Here is a 15,721-nt window from a genome sequence, read left to right as displayed (position 1 = left end):
GGTTCCGGGGCTTTCCTCTTTGGCTGACGGGCTGGGATCACGTTGATCCGTCACGTTGTGATTCGGATTCTGCTTCACAACGCGAAGTCCTGCGGGTTGGTACGAGTGCGCGATGGCTCGGCGACGGCACCTCGTAGCCTGCGTTGGAACATCGCAGCGCTCATCGCGTCGCCGTTGCGCAGGCGAGCGATACCTGCTGAGCCAGGGCTTCATCCTGGAGCTGTCCAGCCTCCCGCTGATCCTCAAACAGTCGTCGAACACGATCAACGCGCTAAGTTGCTGTTCCGTATTGCCCTGGATCGCTTGGGCTTAGGTGCGCAATCACCTCGGCTTAGACCGAATTTTCAGCGTTGGTCACCGCGCACGCCGCATTTCTGATGGCGGCAACCGCGTGGTCTTTCCACCTGACCAACCGGGCTTCGACCTCGCGTAGAAGGACAATCTGAGCAGCCGCCTCGACATTCACTTTTCCGAGTTTGAGGATCGGCTCCGAAATGCCGCTCCCGTCTAGAAAGAGCGCCAGGGTCTCTGCCACGTAAAAGCGGTTATAAACCATGACTTCCATGGGGAAAGACGAGTCGGCCAAGAGCTGCTTGCGATTACCTCCGCCATCTCGAAGAGCCGCGGTGACGGCCGCGCCTTCGGCTCGCGACGATACGGCGCCGATCCTCAGCGGTTCACTCAGAGAGGTCTTGCTCGCGCCGTTTCGCCCGTGGACCACAGTCCGTTTCGCCCGTAGACCACAGTCCGTTTGCCGAGTACGCACGCGCTGTCTCCTTCGCCAAAAGGCTGCGTGTGAAGGTCCCGGAAGCAAACATCGGTGGAGATCGTTCGCAACATACTTGCCCCATGCTCTTTTAGTTCGAGATTAGGCGGCCGCAGCCTCTGCCCGTACACCCCAATCCTGAGGCCACTAGCGCCTCGAATCCATCGCGAGCGTCTTGTATCCCCAGCGATATGAGACGTCTCGCGACGGGGCTTTCTCATGTTCGAGATCGCTGGATTTGCGGTATGTCCATACATGAATCTCCGTAGCAAAATCTAATGCTCGAACCGTGGCGCTCATCGATAGTTACACGACACCCTCGGAGTTGACGTGACGAATTCGACTTATTCGTCGGAATATCCAACGGAGGAAGGCGCGCAGGGCGCCATTGATCAGGCGTGCGGTCGGCTGCGACTGCTCACGATCCGGGCCGTCGGTCGTGCTGCCCCAAGACCACTGGCACCAGCGCCCAGCGCTTGGCGCTTGGCGCTACGCTGCCAGAGCGGGGAAGGGATATGGACACGGGGCCGCACTAAGGCGGTCTATGCGGCTACTCGATTGGTTGATCGAGGGGACTGTGCATTTTCGCCAGCGGGTCAATCCACAGATCGTCTCGCACGGTAGCTCACATCGTGACCGCTGGAATATGTAGGGCAGCCCGACCCTTGTAGAAGATATGACCACTATCGCAATCATCGGAGCCGGTTCAGGACTCGGGGCCGCCGTCGCGCGTCGCTTCGGAGCCGAAGGCTTTTCCGTCGCCCTCATCGCCCGCAACCAGGCGCGCGTCGACACCCTCGCCGCAGATCTCACCCGCGAGGGCATCCACGCAGTCGGCTTCACCGCCGACGTGCGCGACCCCGCGTCGATCTCTGCGACGCTCGAGAGGGTGGCCGAGACAGTCGGCCCGATCGAGGTGCTGCAATACAGCCCGCTGCCCCAGAAAGACTTTATGCGCCCCGTGCTGGAGACCACCCCGGCCGACCTCGTCGGGCCGGTCGAGTTCTCGATCTACGGACCCGTAGCGGCTGTGCACCAGGTCATCCCCGGCATGCGCTTTCTCGGGGAGAACCGCGGGACCATTCTTTTCGTCAACGGCGGCTCTGCCGTCACCCCCGGGCGCAACGTGACCGGCACCTCGATCGCCTTCGCCGGACAGGCCGCCTACGCGCAGCTGCTCAACGAGGCGCTCGGCGAGGAAGGCATCCAGGTGTCGCAGCTCATCATCGGCGGGCGCATCATCGCTGGCGACCCCGAGAAGGACCCATCCGTGCTCGCGGAGCACCTTTGGAACCTTCACAGCCGTCGTGATCGCTTCCGCCATCAGATCAGCGCTGATTAGAAAGCGTCTCGCACGAAGATAAAGATTCGTTTAGGAAAAGTTGCTCGATCCACGCCACACGCTATCTGTGGATATGCGTTATTGAAAGGTATGAGTTCATGAGTAAGACTTGGTTTATCACTGGTGCGTCCAGGGGCTTCGGCCGCGAGTGGGCGGAAGCGGCACTGGAGCGGGGGGACTCCGTCGCAGGCACGGCACGAAAACTGGAAACACTCGACACCCTCCGTGACGAGTACCCCGAAACGTTCCTGCCTCTTCAGCTTGACGTCACGGACAAGGATGCAGGCTTCGCGGCCGTGAACACGGCCGCCGAGCACTTCGGTGCCCTCGATGTTGTCATCAATAATGCGGGATACGGTCATTTCGGGATGGTTGAGGAACTGACTGAAGTCGAGGCTCGAGCGCAACTTGAGACGAACCTGTTCGGGGCCCTGTGGATTACACAAGCGGCGTTGCCGATCATGCGTCAGCAGGGATCGGGCCACATCATCCAGGTGTCGAGTATCGGAGGCATCAGCGCCTTCCCGTCAGTTGGCATCTACCACGCGTCGAAGTGGGCACTGGAAGGTTTCTCGCAGTCTCTCTCATTGGAGGTTGCTGGCTTCGGTATCAACGTGACACTAGTGGAGCCTGGCGGATTCTCAACTGATTGGTCCGGTCCATCCGCCACGCACAGCGAGCAAATGCCGGAGTACAGCGACATTCGACAGGCCGCGGCTAATCGGCCCTCCGCAAATAACCCGGGCGACCCCACGGCTACCCGCGGCGCGATCCTCAAGGTCGTCGACGCGGAAAAACCGCCACTGCGAATCTTTTTTGGCACGGATCCGCTAGCGATCGCGATGAAGGACTACGAATCACGCCTCGCGACGTGGAATGAATGGCAGCCGGTTTCGATCGAGGCGCACGGTCACTAGGCGTCCGCTCACAGACTTTGTCGGTTCAAAAACATGAGGCATGGCCTGCTGCGAAATATTGCCGGCGGTGAAGTCGGCCAGTTATTGAACTGGTAATTCTTTGTAGCTGGTCCTCAACACGGGGCGCGAGCGGTGACGTCCCTGGGAGTGGTGTGGTTTCAGGGTTCCTGAGCATTGCTTCTGCAAGGTGAGGAGCCATCGTGGGATGGTCAGTGAGAACCGACTAAAACTCTCACAAAGGACACCACACGATGGCTTTAGACCAGTCTGCCCTGCTCGACCTTCTTGCCCAACTCAAACTCACCGACGTCACCGACCGAATCAGGGTCGCGACTGAGGCGCTCTATCAAGGACTGTCGCTGCGGAAGCGACCGTGTTCATCGGCGCCAGCCCGTTCGAACGTTCTGCAGAGCGCACCACCCATCGAAATGGCACTCGTCCACGGGTGCTGACGACCACGGCGGGTGAGTTGGATCTGAAGATCCCAAAGCTGCGCGCGGGGACATTCTTCCCGGCGTTGCTCGAACGGCGTCGACGGATTGATCAAGCTCTGTTCGCAGTCGTAATGGAAGCGTATTTGCATGGCGTGTCGACGAGAAAGGTCGATGACCTCGTCAAGGCTTTGGGTGCTGATACCGGAATCTCAAAGTCTGAAGTCTCACGCATCTGCGCTGGCCTGAATGCGGAAGTCGCCCAGTTCCGCGATCGGTCACTGTCAGCGTTGGATTACCCGTATGTGTTCCTCGACGCGACCTACTGCAAAGCCCTGGTGAACCACCGGATCGTCTCCCAAGCGATCGTCGTCGCGGTCGGTGTTGCCGCAGACGGGCGCCGGGAGGTCCTCGGCTTCGATGTCGGAGACACCGAGAACGAAGGGTTCTGGACCGAGTTCCTCCGCTCGCTGAAAGTCCGCGGCCTGAACGGGGTGAAGCTCGTCATGTCTGATGCGCACTCTGGGTTGAAGAAAGCGATCGGAACGGTGTTTCAGGGCGCGTCCTGGCAGCGGTGCCGGGTCCACTTCATGCGCAACGTGCTCTCCGTCGTGCCAAAAGCCAGCCAGGACATGGTCGCGTCGATTATCCGCACAGTCTTCGCCCAACCCGACGTGGAGCACATTCACAAACAGTTCGGCGAGGTGACCACCATGCTGGCCCGCTCTCACCCGAAAGTTGCAGCGATGCTTGCTGATGCCGAGCATGACTTGCTCTCATTCGCGCCGTTCCCGCAGCGACACTGGCGACAGATCTGGTCCACGAACCCGTTGGAACGGGTCAATAAGCAGATCAAACGTCGCACCGACGTCGTTGGTGTTTTCCCCAACCCAGCCGCACTGCTGCGACTCGCGGGCGCTGCTCTGGTTTAACAGCACGACGAATGGGACGCCGGCGACCGACGCTACTTCTCCGAGTCGTTGATGCTCGAGCTGAAGCCCATAATCAAACCCGTCGTGGTCATCGAGGAGGTGACACTGCTGCACAAATTGATCGCCGCCCAAGCTAAAACCACTGACCCCACACGGTGAAGCGAAAGCACACCACTCAAGGGGACGTCACCTCCCGACGGGGGTTGCGTCCGGACGGGGTGAAGAGGCTCAACCTTGGACTTATCTGGAAAACGAGCGCAGACTGATAAGGGGTTATTGCGGCGGCGACGTCGCGGATCTAAGGAGACGCAATGAAGGTAACTGCTGCTGTCGCTCTCGCTAAGGGAGAGCCACTCGTGATCCGGGAGCTGACGCTCGACGCTCCACGAGCCACCGAGGTTCAGGTGCGCATGGTCGCCGTGGGTGTCTGCCACACCGATGCCGTCGTGCGCGATCAGGTGTATCCCACTCCGCTGCCCGCCGTGCTCGGCCACGAAGGCGCCGGGATCGTCGAGGCCATTGGCGAGGGCGTGACGAGCGTCGAAGTTGGCGACCATGTGGTGCTCAGCTTCTCGAGTTGCGGGGTGTGCTCCTCCTGTGTGTCAGGACACCCTTCGTACTGTATCCACCTCTACGACCTCGACTTCAGCGGGGCCCGTCCCGACGGTTCGACCGCGTTCACTGCCGACGACGGCACGCCCGTATCCTCCCATTTCTTCGGCCAGTCATCCTTTGCCACGGTCAGCAATGTCGATGAGCGCAGTGTCGTCAAGGTCGCTCCGGACGCACCGTTGGAACTCTTGGGCCCACTTGGTTGCGGTATCCAGACCGGGGCGGGGGCCGTGCTCAACGTCCTCCGGCCGGAAGCCGGCAGTAGCATCGCTATCTTCGGATCCGGTGCTGTGGGTTTGTCCGGCCTTCTCGCCGCCGTCCTTGCTAACGCTACGACGATCATCGCGATCGATATCGTCGACAGCCGTCTCGAGTTCGCCAAAACACTCGGCGCCACCCACACCATCAACAGCCGCAACGAGGACGCCGTCGCGCGGATTCGCGAGATCACCGGTGGTGGGGTGAACTACGCTCTCGACACGACCGGTAACAAATCTGTCTTCACCCAGATGACCAACTCTCTCGGCATCCTTGGTCACGGTGCCCTCGTCGGCGTGGCGGCGCCCGGCACCGAAGCGCCGATCGATATCGGCAGCCTGCTGCTGAGTGGGCTGAAGATCAGCATGGTGATCGAGGGCGACTCCGTGCCGCAAACGTTCATTCCCCAGCTGATTTCGCTCTATAACGCCGGCTTGTTCCCGTTTGACAAGCTTGTCAAGAAGTATGACTTCGCCGACATCAACGAAGCCTTCGCTGATAGCGACAGCGGCGTGACCCTCAAACCAGTCATTATCTTCTAGAGCTGCGTGTGGTGCCTGCCTGCTCATTCGCGGCAGGGTACGCCGGATGCCAGCCGTCTCGTGCAGCGACTTCCGGCTACACCAGTCACCTGGCTTTTTCGGCCGTAAGACATGAACGCCATCATTCATGAGACGTCACGGATGAGGCGTCACGGATGAGCGGCCAGTCGGCGTCCACGATGTTGAGCATTGCTAGCACGGGAATCCGTCCGGCTGGCCGCGGTTCGCCCCGCAGACCTGAACCGAGTGGATGAACGCGACAGCTGCCCCCAATGTCGTCCCATCCTCGTGACAGGCCCGCACATCCAAGCCCGGCTGCACCATGGCCCCGTGGAGTTCGACCGTCAACGGAACCGTGCGCATTGACCGCAACACCCTGGTAGATGATCGGCAGCCCGGGTGTTCCCGTGTGGCTCTCCGGGGCGTGACGGTGAATCTTGCGAGGAGACCCGACCCTTTTCACCGATGGCTTCGACTTGATCAACGGCCGCAGGTCCGGTCGGCAGACGGCAAAAGTCATATGGTCACTATCGTCGTTCCCGGGGCAACGCTGTGCTCCTCCCCGAACAGTGTGACTTTGTCGGCAGGCACCACATCCAGCGAGTCCAGCAACATCGCGGTGAAAATCGAAGCCAAACTCACGATGAACGGAACGTCGACGATAGGCGGCACCGTGTCGGCCGGATGCTTCAGCGTCAACGGCACAGTGAACGTGGGCTGATGACGAACGCACCTCATCGCCAGGGACCGCCGACACCTGATTCGAAGAACCGACTGGCTTTTTTTGCACCTCGTGTGGGCCATTCCTGTGGCGATCGTTTTCAGCCTCCCGCCGTGGTCCATCGCACAATGGGGGCTGTGCTTTTCGGAGGCCTGCGGAGCTGGTCTGGATCGGGAAACGGTATCCACCCTCGTAGAGTCGGCCTTCCTTGTCCTTTTCTCGAGTGGCGTATGGTGGGGGATCCTTCGCTTCGTCCCCCGGACCGAAAACCTGCGCCTTCGGCAATGGGTCGCCATCAGCGCTGCCTGTGGTGTTGTCCTGATCACAGTGGCATTCGGACTGGTTTGGGCATTGACCTGATCGCGCGAGATGCGATTTATGGGCACGGACGGTAGTCTCGCGGTCGATCGCGACGGCGTGCATCACGCGCAGTTCCGGCGCCTCAGCAAGGAAACGCTCCAGCGCCAGATGCTCAACATCAGGTCCGGTCTGGGGCCGTCTCACGTCCCTGGGGCAGACCTACCTTCAAGAGCAACTCGTTCAGGTGACAAACTGCTACTCGGTTTGGCTCATCGTCTCCTATTTCGTCGCGCAATGCGGGGCTGGGGTTGGGGTCATACCCGGGGAAGATTACGAAGATGACATTGCGTCCCGGGCCCACAGTGGAGATTTTGACGCGATGCTGTTGGAGTGCGAACCGTAGGTTGCGAACGCACTCTTCGATTCACATCTCTCTGACGGGTTTCGCTAACGGCGCTGGGAATTCAGCACCGCCTGGCCCGTCTACCGGGGCACCCTGCGGACCGTCGGGGTCGGGCATCTCCGCGACAGCCGCGATCACGGTGAGCACCGGATACCCGGCCGGTGTAGCGGAATCCACACCCAGGTCGAGAATCCGAAAAGCGATTTCCCGCTCCCGCAGAGTATCCACCTGATGAAGCAGATCTTGGGTTGAACGCCCGAGCTGATCCAAACCCGGACCACGATCGTGTTGTCACGGCTCGCGAAGGCCCGTAGTTCATCGAGGCCCGGACGGCTCGCGAGCGAGCCCGAGACGCGCTCATCGACGAAAAGGTCTACGACCATTCGTCTACGTCGCGTGTCTGACGGCGTGTCTGACGGCGTGTTCTTCGCTGGACGGGCGCAGACCCGTGTCATGACATCGGCCCTTCTCTGGCGTGGTCAGTTCAGCCGATTGCCGAACCGTAATCCGGCGAGCAGCCCGGGTGAAGCCCACGGTCCGTGACATCAGTCGGACCCGGGTCATGCTGGTGTCCACCGCTCGCCACTCGAACGCCGCACTCGCCCATGAGGCCAGTGAGCGCGCAGCGAGGTCGAGCCACCTCCAATTCCTGCTCGGCTGCGCTCCGCGCTGGCGCGAGGTCTGCAGTCATCCGCCGCAACCGGTCAGCCGTGATCCCATCCCCGGTGAACTTGGTCGCAGTGAACTTGCCCGCAGTAACAGCGGCGTCAACCTGCTGGCTCATACAGCGGTCGGTGCCAGTGGCATGACGTACACCCCGTGCTGCTCTGGCCTTCTCCGCAGTCATCGAAATGTCAGTCATCGAAATGTCGGAGTTTGAAAATGTCGGGATTCGAAAATGTCGGAGTTCGAAAATGCCAGGATGAGATCGATTACCCGCCGGAAAAACCTGGAAACAGCGGGCGGTGCTCCTATGCGGGGTCGTGGGTCATCGAGGTCATGTCGAAGTCACGTTTGAGAATATCGCTGGGTAAAATAGCACCAAAAGAGGGGCCGTACGGCATCCCGGATAACAGGCTGTCATCGGTGTTTTGCGGGACGCAGTCAGTAAGGGTCCAGGGAGGCCGTGTTCGAATCCCGGTGCTCCCCGCCGGCGCATTCCGCTGCGCTGTGCTTGCACCGCTGTCATCGAAAGCGCACAAACTGTCGTTAACGATCGAGGATAGCGACGATTACCGCGCTCTCGATGCGAGGGACGGCTCCGATCACCCAGTGGGCTCGTCACTTTCCACGGTTCCGAGCGGGGCGGCAAAACGGGTCGGCTCCGTGCCCGAGCGATAACATGCAGAGGAGTTCTCCACGGTCGCTGTTCGGTTCGTCACGAAGCCACGCCGGCCGGTGGACCGAAACCAGGGGGCACATTGATGCACGAGATTACGTGCCCGCATTGCGGCAAGGCGTTCAAGATCGATGAGGCAGGATACGCCGACATCGCGAAACAGGTTCGCGACAGTGAATTCGAGCAGCAGCTGCACGAGCGGCTCGAATTTGCGGAGCAGGACAAGCGCAGCGCGATGGAGCTCGCCGAGATGCGGATGTCGACCGAGCTGCAAAAAGCCGGCGCCTCGAGAGATGCGGAGATCCAGGATCTCAAGGCGAAGCTCGACGCCGGTGAGGTAACACGCAAGCTTGCAGTGGTCGAGGCTCTCAGCGTCGTGGAGAAGGAACGCGACGCCCTGGTGACGGAACTTCAGCAGGCCAGGCAGAAAACAGATTCTGTCGCCGATCTTGCCGAAGCGAAGCTGTCTAACGAACTGCAGAAGGTCTCAGCGACGAAGGACTCGCAGATCCAGGAGTTGAAGGCACAGCTCGATGCCGGCGAAGTTTCGCAGAAGCTGGCCATCATCGAAGCGCTCGGCGCGGTGGAGAAGGAACGCGACGACCTGAAGAACGGCCTCGAGCGCGTCGAGCTGGAGAAGCAGTTGGCCGAGACGTCGCTCAGGGACAAATACGAGACCCAGATCAGGGACCGGGATGACGCGATCGAGCGACTGCGCGACATGAAGGCGAAGCTGTCGACGAAGATGGTCGGCGAGACCCTGGAGCAGCACTGCGAGACGACGTTCAACCAGATCCGTGCCACCGCGTTCCCGAGGGCGTACTTCGAGAAAGACAACGACGCGCGCACCGGCAGCAAGGGCGATTACATCTTCCGTGACTCCGACAACGCCGGTACGGAGATCGTCTCGATCATGTTCGAGATGAAAAACGAGAGCGACACGACGCTGACCAAGCACAAGAACGAGGATTTCCTCAAGGAGCTCGATAAGGATCGCATCGAGAAGGGCTGCGAATACGCGGTGCTCGTTTCGCTGCTGGAGCCGGATAGTGAGCTCTACAACACCGGAATCGTCGACGTGTCGCACCGCTTTCCCAAAATGTATGTCGTGCGTCCGCAGTTCTTCATCCCGATTATCACGGTCCTGCGGAACGCCGCGCTGAATGCGCTCCAGTACAAGTCGGAGTTGGCGCTCGTGAGGGCACAGAGCATCGACATCACCCATTTCGAGGAAGAACTCGAGTCGTTCAAGGGAGGATTTGCGCGCAACTTCGACCTCGCCACCCGGCGCTTCCAGACGGCCGTGGATGAGATCGACAAATCCATCGACCACCTGCAGAAGACAAAAGAGGCCCTGCTCGGCACGAACCGCAACCTCCGACTGGCCAACGACAAGGCCCAGGATGTCACGATCAAGAAGCTCACCCGCGGAAATCCGACCATGGCGGCGAAGTTCGCCGACCTCGGGGCAGAGCCGTCCGGCGACTAGGGCAGCAACACCTACGCGGCCTCGAGCTGCTTGCGCAGCCTCGCTAGCCCGGTGCGGACGCGAGTCTTGACGGTCCCGACCGGCACCGACAGCAGTTCAGCCGCAGCGGTCTGCGTCAGCCCCTGCAGGTGAGTCAGATCGATGGCCTGGCGCTGGAGTTCGGGGAGTGACTTCATCGCCTCAGCGATCTTCACGCTCTGCAGCCGCAGTGAGACGACCTCGTCCGTTGCATCCTGGGTGTGATTGAGTTCCCGGATGCCCTGGTGCCAGTCGCGCGCCATGCTCGCCTCGGAGGCCCTGACCCGGTCGATGGCACGGCTGTGGGCTATGCGCAGCATCCACCCGACTGCGCTGCCGCGCGCCGCATCGAAGCGGGCTGCATGCTGCCAGATCTCGACGAAGACGTCCTGGGCGACCTCCTCCGACTGCGCGCGATCGCGGAGCACCCGGATGATCAGGCCGAGGATGCGCGGGCTCATCCGGTTGTACAGCTCGCTGAATGCGACGGCGTCCCCGGTGCCCGCACCCTCCAGGAGCCTGGCTTCGATCTCTGTGACAACAGCGTTGGCAGACATTTCTTCCGTTCGTCTCGACCGTGCGCGCGGGGTGAGCACACATGAGCAGTGGATAGCTGCTCACAGGGAGAGACTGCCGATCGGTGCGACTATGACGCCGATCGCGAAAGAAAATCAGGCCGCGACGTATCCGTACTTGTTGCGGAGCGAGTTCTCGACGATGGTGAGCCCGTCGAGCCCAGGCATGCGGGAGATGTGTTCGTCGAGCTTGCGGATCTCGCGCAGCCCCTCGGGGCCGGCGAAGATGTGGCCCATGACGTGGGTGACCTCCGCTGGATCCATGACGCTCGAGCCGACGGGACCCCAGGCATTCTTGAGGGCAAAGCGCGCGAGCACCTGTGCCTTCCTGCTCTTGCCGAGACGCTCCCTGGCCTGCGTAGCGTAGAAGGCGACGTGGCGTGCCTCCTGCTTGGCGATGCGACGCAGCAGTTCGGCGAGCACGGGGTGCTGTTCGAGGTCGGCCATGCGGTTGTAGGCCGCGACCGCTGACCACTCGTTGGCGGCGCCCCAGATCATGTGCACGGCGATGAAGTCTTTGCCGACGATGTTGCCGAGCAGGGACTGCTTGATGGGGTCGAGGCGATCCTTCCACCCCAGCTTCAGGCGGGTCGCCTTGAGTTGGTCGAAATCGAGCGTGACGCCGTGGGCACCCAGAACGGCCGCGAGGGCCTCCCCGTGCCAGAACTCCTCGCGGTTCCACATGGTCATGAAGGCACTGACGTCGGCTTCCTTGTGGGAGGGGGTGACCAGCAGGTCCCGCAGGTAGCAGACCGTGTGGTACTCGATGTCTGCCATGTACCTGAGGCTTCGAAGCGTGCTTTCGGGCAGTGGGTTGGTGCGGAACTGATCGAAGTCGAGGTCACCCCAGACGACCTTCTTGGACGTGGAGGTGTATTTGTCGATATCAAATGCCATGGGATGCCGCGGGCCAACCTATGAGGTCTGCCCGACTCCTTCCGTGCTCGGTGTGGCCTGGGGTGCAGCGGTGTCGGTTGCTGCTGCCGTGTTGTTCGTAGGCATAGGCAGGATGGGCTTGGATGTCGCGGAACCACGTTTCCAGTCGAGCACGTTCCAGTGCTTTTCCATGGCGTGGCGGTAGAGGCTGATGTCGGGGTTTACTACGCTGGGGTTTCCCAACAGCTGGAGCCAGACGAGGTCGGCGTGGCTGTCGCCGTAACCGTAGGAGTGCTCGAGGTCGAAACCGTTCTTGGCGGCGTAGTGACGCAACCACGCGGCGCGGGCCTCATCGACCAGCGGAGGATCGGCGAGGAATCCGGTCAGAACTCCGTTGCGTTCGTGCATGCTTCCGGCAACGACCTCGTCGAAGTAGGGCAGGAACGGTTCGACCATGAGGTCGATCGTTCCGGTGACCAGCACCGTGCGGTGCCCCGCGTCACGGTGCGCCTGTACTCGGCGCAATGCATCCGGCAGGGCACGCCGGAGCATGGCGCGACCGAAACTGCCGCTCACCAGTCCTTCGATCTCGCTGACCCTGAAGCCCTTATAGCGACGCATGAAGGTGCGGATGAACTCACCGCGGTCGCGGCGCTCGGCCCGCATGTACCGGGGAAGAGAGAACGCGAAATTACCGAGGTCGTGAGCGACTCGCTTTCGGGGCACACTTCCCGCCCACAACTGCAGGTACTGCTTGACGAGGTTCGACTCGAGAACGGTGCCCTCGAGATCGAATATCGCGACGACATCTGAGCGCAGAGGCAGGGCACGCGTGGCGCGTTCCTTGGCCGCAGGGCGCTTGCCGAACGCGCGTGTGAGAGTGGTGACAGCGGGGAAGTGCACCTTCTGGAAGTAGTCCTCCCAGTCGATCTCGGTGACGTCGAATCCCTCGGTCTCCTGGATTTGCTCGGGTAGGGAGAGCAGCAGCGCGCGGGTGTTCGCATCGTCGAAGATGATCTCGGTTTGCACGTAGGCCCGATAGAGCTCGGTGAACGCACGAAGCTTCTGCAGGCCGTGCTTGCCTTTCGTGACGACATCGAGCCAGGCGCGGGTGCGAGGAGTCGTCGGCAGGTGCTCGATGAGCCACTCCGCCGTCGCCGCCTGCTTCTCACGACGTGCGAGAGCGTTCTCGACGCGAACACCGCCGGGGAATCGCCACAGTGGCACGGTGATGTGGCCCGTGCCATCGGGCAGCGGATTTTCGGTGAAGTACCTGTTCACGTTCTCGTACATGCGGTGGAACGGCAGCGGGTTGCTGGCTCCCGAGCTCACGTGGTAGTACTTCGGCTCGTTCGGCTGGGCATCACGAGCAGCGACAGCCAGCGCAGCGTTGACCACGAAGTCGACGGGGATGACGTCGAGGATCGAGTCTGGCAGGCCCGGGAAATCCGGAAGCTGGCCGCGGCCGTAGGCGATGATCAGCGGATCTGCGACCTTGTAGCCGTCGATCCAGCCCGGGAAGGGGTGGTGCAGCGAGCTCTCGATGATGGACGGGCGCACGATCGACAGGCGGTGACCTGACTGGGCCCACAGCTCTTCCGCGGCCCGCTCGGCGAAAGCCTTGGTCAGCGTGTAGACGTCGGTCCAGCCCAGGCTCTCGGCGCGGGTGCGGCCGTAATCCACGAGACGTTCGCGCACCCAGGCGTTTCTTGCGGTCTCAGCGAATCCTGCAACGGCCTGTGGGCCGGTCTTGCCGTGGCGGGCCTTCGCCGCGCTGAGCTGGGCGCGAAGGGCTTCGGGCTGGCGTGACTCGAGCTCCACTCGGATCCTGGCCGACTTCGCGGCCTCATACTCTGCGCGCCAGTCGACCTCATGGGTGAGGGATGCTTCGGGCGCGATGCCCTTGCGGATTCCACCGACGTACGCCGTGGAGATGTGCACGACGTGCGGGGTGCTCTTGCTCGCCAGCAGGGCACCGTACACGCCGTGCGCCCCGCCGACGTTGGTGTCGAACGCTTCGTCGATCGGCGGGTCGAATGACACGGTCGATGCGCTGTGGATTACCACGTCGATGTCGTCAGGGAGGGTTCCGACATTGCCGAGGCTGCCCTCGTGGGCCGTCACACGGCTGGCGAACTGGCGATGAGCTTCCTCTTCGCCGATTGCCTCGATCCAGTTCTTGAAGACCGGCTTGCGCAGCAGACCGGCAAGCCTTGCCTGGCCGGTCAGGCTGCCCTTGCCACGAACCAGCAACGTCATGCGGGTGTCAGGATGCGACGACAGCAGTCGTTCGAGCAGCGCCTGCCCCACGAATCCCGTGCCTCCGGTGATGAACACGTGCTCGTTGGTGAGAATGGTGTTCTTCACTGCGGCTGCAGGGGTGGCGCGCGGCTTACGTGGCGTTGACGCCTTCGCTGGAACTTTGGCCGCGAGGGGTGTCTTGCGTACGGGCGTCTTTGAAGCGTCAGTCACAGCCTGGCGGCCTTTCGAATGAGGTTGAGCCCGGACTGGCCGGGAAGGGAATCGATGCGGGCGTCGAGCTCGCTGATGATCTCTCTAGCTGATCCGAAGAGCCGCTGGAAAAGGAATTCTGTCTCGTGGGGCGGCTCGGCCTTCGCGCCGATCGGCCATGGAGTCTTCACGAGGCGGCGCTTCGTGATCTTTCGAGCCTGCGCCGACTCCGTCAGGCGGTACCGGGACTGGAGCTCGAAGAACTCCAGCTGTCGGTCTTTCAGCGCGAGGAATTTCTCGATCGTCCTGGTGAGTTGCGGATGCGGCTCGATTTCGATGAGCCGCCGATATGCCGCCTGGCTCAGCCACGTGTCGATGGTACCGAGCGTCATGTGCACCGCGATCATCGGAAGGCCGACGATGTTCGCATAGATGGCTTCGCGGATGGTGCGCTCCACCGGGGTGATGAAGGGAGCGCGGTCGACATCCGTCCCTTCCGGCTGGTGTGCAAGACCGATCTGTTCGAAGGCGTCAGCGATCCAATACTTCTCGAAAGCCCAGGTGGTGAGGAACGCCGTGATCCGTGCGTCTTTATGAGTGGCCGTGACGAGCACGCCGCGCAGGTGGGTCATCGTGGCGCGTTCGATGATCTGTAGGTACCTGAGCAGACGGAGAGTGTCGGCGCCCAGCGGAGAGGTCTTGTATGCTCCGAGCTCTAATTCGTCGCGGTGACTGGCTGCAGCGTCGCGTGCGTATTCGCGGACGTCGAAGTCGGGTGCAGGGCACCGCATGGTGTCGACCTCCCTATCCGCGGGGGCCTCTTTATGTTCCGGCATGCGAACTACCTCCAAAGCGCGGGACGAATCCCGTCAAGTGTACTAGCCAGTCGCTACGGGGCCCGTAGCGTAATGTATGGGGCATGGCAACGGCTCTCATTACGGGCGGCACATCCGGCATCGGAGCCGCATTCGCCCGACAATTCGCCGCCAAAGGCTTCGATTTAGTGCTGGTCGCCCGCAATGAAGCGCGATTGGAAGCGATGGCGGCAGAACTGTATGCCGCGTCAGGCATACACGTTGAGACGATCACCGCCGACCTGGCTGACCGAGCGGACGTCGCCAGGGTCGTGGCTCGGATCGAGGATGCGGCGCGGCCCCTGGAGGTGCTGGTCAACAACGCGGGCTTCGGGCTGGGCGCACCGCTGACCTCGACAGGCACCTCGCAGCACGAACATGCTTTCGAGGTGATGTGTCGGGCTGTTCTGGTGCTCGGCGGTGCCGCCGGTCGAACCATGAAGGGCCGCGGCGGCAGGATCATCAACATCTCGAGCCTGCAGACATACCTGGCCACCGGTTCGTATGGCGCCATAAAGGCATGGGTGACGGCCTTCAGCGAGGGGCTGTCAGTCGAACTCCGCGGCACCGGCGTCACCGTCACTGCCGTGCTCCCGGGCTGGGTTCGCACCGAGTGGCACGAACGATCCGGGGTACGTCGAAGCTCGCTCCCCGCCTTTCTGTGGACCGAACCGGAAACGGTCGTGCGCATCGCTTTGCGGGACGCAGAGCGCGGCAGGGTCATCTCCATACCGACTCTTCGCTACCGTGTGCTCGGGTGGTTTGCCCGACACTTGCCGCGACCCGTAATCCACTGGGTTTCCTCGAAAATATCCTCGAGCAGAACTGACACAGCCCGACCGGCCCAGGGCTCCGAACATAGTGACATGAAGGCCGAAAACCAGTGAGTCCGTCG

13 protein-coding genes and 1 pseudogene are annotated in these 15,721 nt (G+C 61.8%); 7 read left to right on the top strand and 7 right to left on the bottom strand.

Features of this window, described 5'->3' with window-relative positions; genetic code table 11:
* Positions 1-331: 331 nt before the first annotated feature.
* Complete coding sequence (locus tag IEW81_RS02130) at positions 332-721, bottom strand: hypothetical protein (protein ID WP_097060719.1); 390 nt, start codon at positions 719-721, stop codon at positions 332-334.
* Positions 722-1,442: 721 nt separating this feature from the next.
* On the opposite strand from IEW81_RS02130, the gene IEW81_RS02125 reads away from it, so the two are divergent.
* The 4 genes and pseudogenes from IEW81_RS02125 (at position 1,443) to IEW81_RS02110 (ending at position 5,800) form a co-directional block, all read left to right on the top strand.
* Positions 1,443-2,108, top strand: coding sequence for an SDR family NAD(P)-dependent oxidoreductase (locus tag IEW81_RS02125; protein ID WP_097060720.1), 666 nt, complete (start codon positions 1,443-1,445; stop codon positions 2,106-2,108).
* A 98-nt stretch (positions 2,109-2,206) separates the two neighbouring features.
* Complete coding sequence (locus IEW81_RS02120) at positions 2,207-3,025, top strand: SDR family oxidoreductase (protein ID WP_097060721.1); 819 nt, start codon at positions 2,207-2,209, stop codon at positions 3,023-3,025.
* A gap of 251 nt (positions 3,026-3,276) precedes the next feature.
* Positions 3,277-4,547, top strand: a pseudogene (locus IEW81_RS02115) (IS256 family transposase).
* Positions 4,548-4,699: 152 nt separating this feature from the next.
* A complete protein-coding gene (locus IEW81_RS02110) occupies positions 4,700-5,800 on the top strand; it encodes an NAD(P)-dependent alcohol dehydrogenase (protein ID WP_097060722.1) in 1,101 nt (366 codons plus the stop codon).
* 516 nt (positions 5,801-6,316) lie between these two features.
* On the opposite strand, the gene IEW81_RS02105 is transcribed toward IEW81_RS02110, so the two are convergent.
* A complete protein-coding gene (locus IEW81_RS02105) occupies positions 6,317-6,505 on the bottom strand; it encodes a hypothetical protein (RefSeq protein WP_188732657.1) in 189 nt (62 codons plus the stop codon).
* Between the two features lie 422 nt (positions 6,506-6,927).
* Between IEW81_RS02105 and IEW81_RS14735 the strand changes: the two genes are divergently transcribed.
* Positions 6,928-7,224, top strand: a complete 297-nt coding sequence (locus IEW81_RS14735; RefSeq protein ID WP_373285378.1) for a DUF6518 family protein — start codon at positions 6,928-6,930, stop codon at positions 7,222-7,224.
* Between the two features lie 21 nt (positions 7,225-7,245).
* On the opposite strand, the gene IEW81_RS02100 is transcribed toward IEW81_RS14735, so the two are convergent.
* Positions 7,246-7,494 (bottom strand): recombinase family protein, encoded by a 249-nt coding sequence (locus IEW81_RS02100; protein ID WP_097060725.1) that lies wholly within the window; start codon positions 7,492-7,494, stop codon positions 7,246-7,248.
* A gap of 1,154 nt (positions 7,495-8,648) precedes the next feature.
* Here IEW81_RS02100 and IEW81_RS02095 point away from each other — a divergent pair.
* On the top strand, positions 8,649-10,052 hold the full coding sequence (locus tag IEW81_RS02095) for a DUF2130 domain-containing protein (RefSeq protein WP_097060728.1): 1,404 nt from the start codon (positions 8,649-8,651) through the stop codon (positions 10,050-10,052).
* Positions 10,053-10,063: 11 nt separating this feature from the next.
* Here the strand turns inward: IEW81_RS02095 and IEW81_RS02090 are convergent, their stop codons facing one another.
* The 4 genes from IEW81_RS02090 to IEW81_RS02075 form a co-directional block, all read right to left on the bottom strand.
* Positions 10,064-10,627, bottom strand: a complete 564-nt coding sequence (locus IEW81_RS02090) for a sigma-70 family RNA polymerase sigma factor (protein WP_097060729.1) — start codon at positions 10,625-10,627, stop codon at positions 10,064-10,066.
* Positions 10,628-10,741: 114 nt separating this feature from the next.
* Positions 10,742-11,542 (bottom strand): ferritin-like domain-containing protein, encoded by an 801-nt coding sequence (locus IEW81_RS02085; protein WP_097060730.1) that lies wholly within the window; start codon positions 11,540-11,542, stop codon positions 10,742-10,744.
* 18 nt (positions 11,543-11,560) lie between these two features.
* The gene (locus IEW81_RS02080; RefSeq protein ID WP_097060731.1) at positions 11,561-13,888 is read right to left on the bottom strand and encodes an SDR family oxidoreductase; all 2,328 of its coding nucleotides are present in this window, start codon (positions 13,886-13,888) and stop codon (positions 11,561-11,563) included.
* A 101-nt stretch (positions 13,889-13,989) separates the two neighbouring features.
* Positions 13,990-14,763 carry a hypothetical protein gene (locus IEW81_RS02075; protein ID WP_229671193.1) on the bottom strand — a complete coding sequence of 258 codons (774 nt, stop codon included), beginning with the start codon at positions 14,761-14,763 and terminating at the stop codon, positions 13,990-13,992.
* 128 nt (positions 14,764-14,891) lie between these two features.
* Between IEW81_RS02075 and IEW81_RS02070 the strand changes: the two genes are divergently transcribed.
* Positions 14,892-15,713 carry an SDR family NAD(P)-dependent oxidoreductase gene (locus IEW81_RS02070; RefSeq protein WP_097060733.1) on the top strand — a complete coding sequence of 274 codons (822 nt, stop codon included), beginning with the start codon at positions 14,892-14,894 and terminating at the stop codon, positions 15,711-15,713.
* The last annotated feature ends 8 nt before the right edge of the window (positions 15,714-15,721 follow it).

The organism is Salinibacterium xinjiangense (assembly GCF_014645015.1).
Taxonomy (GTDB): Bacteria; Actinomycetota; Actinomycetes; order Actinomycetales; family Microbacteriaceae; genus Rhodoglobus; species Rhodoglobus xinjiangensis.
The sequence above is the reverse complement of the archived record's forward strand: the minus strand, read 5'-3'. Positions and strand labels throughout refer to the sequence as shown.